The sequence below is a fragment of the Dysgonomonas sp. 37-18 genome, assembly GCF_001899125.1.
In the GTDB taxonomy this organism is placed as follows: Bacteria; Bacteroidota; Bacteroidia; order Bacteroidales; family Dysgonomonadaceae; genus Dysgonomonas.
In genome coordinates this window covers 250,997-257,666 of the sequence record NZ_MKVC01000047.1, presented here as the reverse complement: position 1 = coordinate 257,666, position 6,670 = coordinate 250,997, and the positions used below count along the sequence as shown (strand labels likewise).

8 protein-coding genes and 1 pseudogene are annotated in these 6,670 nt (G+C 32.8%); 5 read left to right on the top strand and 4 right to left on the bottom strand.

Features of this window, described 5'->3' with window-relative positions; translation table 11 throughout:
- The 4 genes and pseudogenes from BGO84_RS18220 to BGO84_RS18205 form a co-directional block, all read left to right on the top strand.
- Window positions 1-152, top strand: a pseudogene (locus tag BGO84_RS18220) (site-specific integrase); the annotation flags it as partial.
- 7 nt (window positions 153-159) lie between these two features.
- Complete coding sequence (locus BGO84_RS18215) at window positions 160-534, top strand: hypothetical protein (RefSeq protein ID WP_291031312.1); 375 nt, start codon at window positions 160-162, stop codon at window positions 532-534.
- Between the two features lie 158 nt (window positions 535-692).
- On the top strand, window positions 693-959 hold the full coding sequence (locus BGO84_RS18210) for an HU family DNA-binding protein (RefSeq protein ID WP_291031311.1): 267 nt from the start codon (window positions 693-695) through the stop codon (window positions 957-959).
- A gap of 515 nt (window positions 960-1,474) precedes the next feature.
- Window positions 1,475-2,194, top strand: a complete 720-nt coding sequence (locus BGO84_RS18205) for a nuclease-related domain-containing protein (RefSeq protein ID WP_291031309.1) — start codon at window positions 1,475-1,477, stop codon at window positions 2,192-2,194.
- A gap of 90 nt (window positions 2,195-2,284) precedes the next feature.
- On the opposite strand, the gene BGO84_RS18200 is transcribed toward BGO84_RS18205, so the two are convergent.
- Entirely contained in the window at window positions 2,285-3,490 is a 1,206-nt protein-coding gene (locus BGO84_RS18200) for an IS256 family transposase (protein WP_252639290.1), read from the bottom strand.
- 94 nt (window positions 3,491-3,584) lie between these two features.
- Between BGO84_RS18200 and BGO84_RS18750 the strand changes: the two genes are divergently transcribed.
- Window positions 3,585-3,659, top strand: a complete 75-nt coding sequence (locus BGO84_RS18750; RefSeq protein ID WP_366246709.1) for a topoisomerase DNA-binding C4 zinc finger domain-containing protein — start codon at window positions 3,585-3,587, stop codon at window positions 3,657-3,659.
- 171 nt (window positions 3,660-3,830) lie between these two features.
- Here the strand turns inward: BGO84_RS18750 and qatD are convergent, their stop codons facing one another.
- Genes qatD through BGO84_RS18185 form a run of 3 tightly spaced genes read right to left on the bottom strand, consistent with a single transcriptional unit; the run spans window position 3,831 to window position 6,669 of the window.
- Window positions 3,831-4,562, bottom strand: coding sequence for a Qat anti-phage system TatD family nuclease QatD (qatD, locus tag BGO84_RS18195; RefSeq protein ID WP_291031307.1), 732 nt, complete (start codon window positions 4,560-4,562; stop codon window positions 3,831-3,833).
- On the bottom strand, window positions 4,559-5,926 hold the full coding sequence (gene qatC / locus BGO84_RS18190; protein ID WP_291031305.1) for a Qat anti-phage system QueC-like protein QatC: 1,368 nt from the start codon (window positions 5,924-5,926) through the stop codon (window positions 4,559-4,561). The genes qatD and qatC overlap by 4 nt, the downstream gene beginning before the upstream one ends.
- A 2-nt stretch (window positions 5,927-5,928) precedes the next feature.
- Window positions 5,929-6,669 (bottom strand): hypothetical protein, encoded by a 741-nt coding sequence (locus BGO84_RS18185; RefSeq protein WP_291031303.1) that lies wholly within the window; start codon window positions 6,667-6,669, stop codon window positions 5,929-5,931.
- Between the last annotated feature and the right edge of the window lies 1 nt (window position 6,670).

The window sequence follows — 6,670 nt, the reverse complement described above, 5'->3', positions numbered from 1 at the left end:
GCGTAGCTAAAATGATGGGACATGCAAACATCAATACGACTCAGGTATATGCACAGATTACAGAGCAGAAAATATCGCAAGATATGGATAAGCTAATCAAACGAAGAAAAACAATGCAAAATACAGCAGTTCAAACCGCAATAATAATATAGGCCAGCCATGAAGAGAGAAAGAAGAGAAATAATTACAATGACAGATAATGGAATAGTTATTGTTTCAGGTCATGTGAGAATGAGTGTTTCTGAAATTGCAGATTTGTTTGGCATTTACTACCGGACGGCAAAACGGCATATCCGAGCTATTGAAAAAGCGGGTATTGCCGAAGGGGATTATACAATGAGTTGTATCGCTGATGGTCAAAAAATCTATCCCGAATACTATGGTTTAGAAATGATTATCGCTCTTGCTTTCAGGGTTCAATCAAAAAATGCTGAGATGTTTCGGAAGAGTATGACACAAAGAGCAAAGACCTCGCCAAGTAGGGAATTGATTCCCGCAATTTCCTGTTTATATAAGAACTTTTCGCTCAATTGAAATAAGCACCAACTATATCGTATAATAAATTAGGCATGGCTTCTTTTTTTTAATAATAAGAAAATATAGCAGGAAAGAGTCATCTAACAGATCAAAATGATTTATCTTTATTAAATTCTTATACAAACCAAATATAATATTTATTTAAATCTTTAATTATGAATAAATCGGAATTAGTTGATGCTGTTGCAGCAAAATCTGGATTGAACAAGGCAGATGCAAAAAAAGCGCTAGAAGCCGTTATTGAATCTATCACGCAAGAAGTAAAAAAAGGAGAGAAAGTAGCCCTTGTCGGCTTCGGTACATTTTCTGTATCTGAGAGAGCTGCAAGAAAAGGTATTAATCCCCAGACAAAGGCTATAATAAATATTCCGGCCAAGAAATCAGCTAAATTCAAAGCCGGAGCGGAATTAGCCAATTTATAATTTTTTTCAGGAGATAATCAGAACAATACATGAACAATGTATTAAGGCTATCCCAAGAAATGAAAAGACCGATATACTAAAAATTAGGTATTGGTCTTTTTTAGCTTAAATAACGAAATTGGAGAAAGCTTTCCGCCCTTTTCTTAGAGTCTATCATACGTATTGGATAGAAATCCCAAATATATAAAAGAATATACTCCAGGGTTGTTTTAGATTTTAACGATTTCATTTTTCATCTGAATACAAAAATAGAGAAGGTTATAAAACACCAAAACTAAACAACGTATTTTGACAAATCTTCCTTTTCAAAATGCAAAAGAGTATTTATCAAAATAGACTTGGGTTATTCATTAGCCTTCTGTTAAAGAGATGTTTACCAGTTACAAAAAGAAAAAATATTAAGTTTGAGCTTATACTTATATTGGAGATTCTTTATACATTAGTTGGATTTCTGAATAATTTTATACATTTGCTAGTACTTCCTGTTTACAATAAATAGCATCGTATAGATAATTATGTTGAATCACCTAACTGAATCTGGATATTTGTGGATATTGTTAACTTTTATTTCTATTTATTGGTTAGCGAATAAGCTTTTACATCATAAAATTAGAGGATATATTGGAGAGAAAATTACAGCTATAATATTAACAAAACTAGAAAAATCTCAATATAAGGTAATCAATAATGTTGTATTAAATATCAATGGGAGAACTTCTCAAATAGATCATCTTGTCATCTCTGATTTTGGAATATTTATTATAGAAACAAAGAATTATAAAGGGTGGATTCTTGGAGGTGAGAATTCTGATTATTGGACTCAAGTCATATATAAATATAAAAATAAGTTTTATAACCCGATCCTCCAGAATTACAGTCACATACAGTCCCTAAAGCATACTCTTAGAGAATATTCAAATGTCAAATTTATTCCAATTGTGGTTTTTTCGACCAAAGCAACTATTAAAACTCAAACAGACTCTTGCGTAATATATTCAACAAACCTTTTGAAAGAAATTAGAAAACACAGAGAGGTAATACTTACCGAAAGAGAAAAAGATGAGATTACGAATATTATATATTCCGCCAATACAAAAGAAATATATGATAATAGTCAACATATTAGATCGATAAAAAAGAGAATTAAAGAAAGAGAAAAAGCTGTTGAGCAAAATAGATGTCCTCGTTGTGGAAAAATCTTAGTTCTGCGTGGGACTGTCCATAGCTTTGTGTAAGCGTCAACTACAAGGTTGAAGATTTATCATATAAATTCTTTCAAATTCTCCCCCCTAAAAAGACGGGGGAGTTTGAAAGAATTTCTCTTTTTACAGGTTCACTCTTTCTCCAAAGATAACCAAAAATTGATTGAGTATCAGCCCCCAATTATGGATTGGCATTGTCCACTTTTTCTCAATCTCAGCAATAGACAGATATACCGACTTTTTCAAGGCATCATCCGTTGGGAATGAAAGTTTGTTTTTAGTGTATTTTCTTATTTTACCATTCAGGTTTTCAATTAGGTTCGTGGTATAGATTATCTTCCTGATTTCAAGTGGAAAATCAAAGAAGGAAGTCAATTCGTCCCAATTGTTTCTCCATGAGCGGATGGCATAGGGATATTTAGAACCCCATTTTTGTTCAAATACACCAAGTTCCCGACTGGCGGATTCTTTTGTTGGAGCGTTGTAAATGAGCTTCAAATCGGAAGTAAACTCTTTCTTCTCTTTCCATACCACATAACGACAGGAGTTGCGGATCTGATGTACGACGCATATCTGAGTGGTTGACTCAGGGAAAACAGCCTTGATGGTATCTGTAAATCCATTCAGATTATCGGTCACTGTCACAAGTATATCTTCTACTCCACGAGCTTTTAAATCAGTTAATACGCCCATCCAAAAAGAAGACGATTCTGTCTTGCCAACCCACATACCCAAGACCTCCTTAAAACCGTTTTTGTTGAGTCCTACGCAAAGATAAACAGTCTTATTGATAACCTTGCCATTGTCTCTGACTTTGAAGACAATACCATCCATCCAAACGATCAGATACAGATTATCCAAGGGACGGTTCTGCCACTCAATGGCCTGCCCTGTTACTTTATTGGTAATATGCGAGATTGCTGATGTGGATAGGTTAACTCCATAAATCTCATGCATTTCACTTTCAATATCTGATACGCTCATACCCTTGGCATATAATGAGATAACCAAACGCTCTATAGATAAGCCTCTACTTTGATGTTTCGGAACAACAACTGGTTCAAACTCCCCTTCACGATCACGAGGTACTTCTATTACAGCTTCTCCATGTTTGCCCTGAATCTTCTTCGCATAACTGCCATTACGAGAATTACCCGTATTAATACCTTCTTTTGAGCCTTTCTCATAACCTAAATGAGAATCCATCTCTGATTGAAGCATCTGCTCATAAACTTTCACATGGAGGTCACTCATGAAAGCTTCTACATCATCTTGTGTCTTAAATTGACTCAGGAACTCCTTACTTAAAAAATCTTTTGGGATATCCATAATAAACTCTTTTGATAAAATTATACATAAATGAAAAAACTACAAGTTTTCCAACCTGTAGTTTTCATTTACACAATATCTTGGACACTGTCTTCTGCGTAATGGAAAGTTTGGGCAATTTAAGGGTTGTAGCAATTACCCAAGATGTAAATACACTATACACTCCTAATCAAGTCAATATAGGAATCTATATAAGGTTTTATTCTCTCAAGAAACTAGCTTTACAATATCTTATTGGAGTCTTATTCTGATTATATAATTAAGAATTGTCTCTTCATTATTAGCTAACTCTCTTTTTAATAAATCTATATTACCTATTTGTTATCTAAGAAGTTCATTATTATTTCAAATAACTCATTAATCGTGAGAAGTTAGATGAGATAATATTTTCAACATCGCAATTGGTAATATTCCATTCTTGAACTAAATAATTAATTACTGAAGATATTTCACCTGGTTTTAAAGGTAGATTTCTCACTTCCACAAATGGTCCATCCGTTTCTGTCAATATATAATGTTTTGGTATTTTAGATATTATCTTTCTGCCTGACATAGATTTTACCATTGCAGGATTGATTGAGAAGAAATAACCAGCCTCTACAATCGAATCTATAAGATTCAATCCTCCAGAATACCAATGGAAAATTGCAGATTGTATATTATTTTTTATCAAAAGATCTAAAACTTCTTTTTCAGCCTTTCTGGAATGAATACTTAAAATTTTTTTTTGTTCTGAAACAATCTGTAGTATTTTAGAAAAAGTTTCTATTTGAATATCTTTGGTAGATATACCTTCTTTAGAAAAATCCAAACCAATTTCTCCGATATATGATGTTCTACTAATATTTTTCAGAAATAAATCAAATTCCTTTGCGTGTAAATCTGCCATTAAGGGGTGCATACCTAATGCTAATCGGATTTTTTTTAATGACTGAAAATATGGATATCCCATTTCAAAATGGCTTGGAAGATTAGTCATAGCTAATACCGTAATATTAGCTATGACAGAATCTTGTAAAACTTTTCTCGGGTTGGGATATAAATCTATATGGCAGTGTGTGTCAATAATCATCTCAAATTCAACTCTATTTTCACAAATTCATTTCCCTTATCTCTAAATAGTTGTAGGACTTCTTGTTTTGATCTTAATACCATTTCTGCATATTCAGTAAGGTCACTAAGATCTATATTACCATTAACTAATAAATCTCTTTTCATTTTTTCTAATGAAATGTTTTTCTTTAAATAGCTGAATAGGGCAGGTAAATCATTATTCCCCATAGTTATAACTTTAGTAATAAAATTCCCATAGTGGTTTTCATTGTCTAAGCCAGCCTTATTCAATGCAGCTCGTCTATATATACAAGGCATACATCGTCCACAATTGTGCATCTCGCTAGGATTATCAAAATGGTATTGCCGTCTTCCTCTTTTTCCACAAGAAACCGAATCTTGAAAAATAATTTTTAGAAATTTGAGATTTGAACATTCAAGAAACATTTCTCCTTTGGTCTTAAATGTATATGGATTATGTATTCTAGTGAATAAGCCTAATTCAGTAAGTAGTTCTTGAGTATTCTTTAAAACATAGGGATGAGTTGTTCTTGTACTCAAAGAACTCACTCTTGATGGAGTAAGGGGATAGTTAATTGAAATCGTTCCATTTTCAGGGATTATCAACTCATCAATTGGAGACAAATAACAACCTAAACCAATGAAAAACAGGGAACGACTACGGTAGTTGTTTTCTATTACTATTTTGTTTCCTTCTATATCTTTTCTAGACAGTGCCAATTTTGATTGTATCCAATATATTTTATTCGGATATTTAGTTATTAAATGTCTGAACAACTTATTCTGGTCTCCATTTGGTCCCGGAGATTTTGAATCAAAATGAGAGAGCAAAAGTATTCTTTCACTATCTTCTAGCTTTTCTAATTCATCAATAACACCTATTAAAGAATCTAATCCTCCAGAAAAAAGACTTACTGATTTAATTGAATCTATTACATAGGCCGGTGGATTTTTCCTTCTTCTAGACAAAGGACGTGGATAATAAAGTGTATCTTGTATATTTTGTCTAAAACGAACAAGCCAGTTATCTCCTGTCAAAAAATCTAATATTCGTTTTAGTTTATATTCTTTACCAGTCCAAATATCTATATTATTGACTGGAAATTCGACTTCAATATCTCTCGTCCAACCATCATTCGAATAAATAGCTCGACTCAATAAATTATCAACTCCGTAAACTATTGCCGATATAAGAAAGAAATCAAATTTTACAGATGTGAAATCAGTCGTAAAATCAAATACTCTTTCATAGCCTAAAAAAGATAGAGGAACCTTTCTTTCCACATCATTGTCTGTGTAACAAAGCTGCAAATCTGCAAATTTGCCATAATCTGCATTATCTATAACTACGCTTACTCTCATAACTATTCAAATACGGTTAGAACATCTTGTTGAATATTTTTTATTAGCCTATCGGCTTCATCAGAACTCCAATCTACATTTTGAAGAGGATTTTTTTTATGAATATCCTCAACTCTTTCCACTATGAAATTTTTTATTTGTCCGAAAAGATTATTACAATCATTCTCACTCTTGTTCTTTATCAAATTTTCATAAAACCATTTTGATAAAAGCTCATTAATATAATACCCGAAATACTTTATTATAACATCTTCCAAGGTATTCGTTGTAAAAGTCTCTTGTAATAAGGCTTGTACTTCATCAATAGATTCTGCCTGCCCCATTAATTCTTCGAATAATAATCTTGTAGCCTCTTTTGCTGCATTATCATCAATTGATGTCGCACTGCCCGAACAGTACTCAATTAAATGATTAATAATATCTTCAACTGTTTTGTTCTCAATATCAGTTAACCCTGTAAATTCGAGAGTCTGCCTAATATTATTACCAGAGCTGATAAATTTAGAAAAGACTCCTCCTATTTTCTTTGCTGTTCTGATACTACTTCTTCCACCAGCTTTTGAACCACCACGTCCACCAGTTGAGGCTCCACTCAATGCTGAAACAAAATGTCCCATTATATTCTGTAGCTTCTGAGTTGAAAGAACTGAAGAATCACAATTTGAAGTTAGCGAGGAACTAAGTACACCCCAATTCGGGATCATTGTGTGTTTTACATCAGAAAATGATTTAGATGTTCCCATG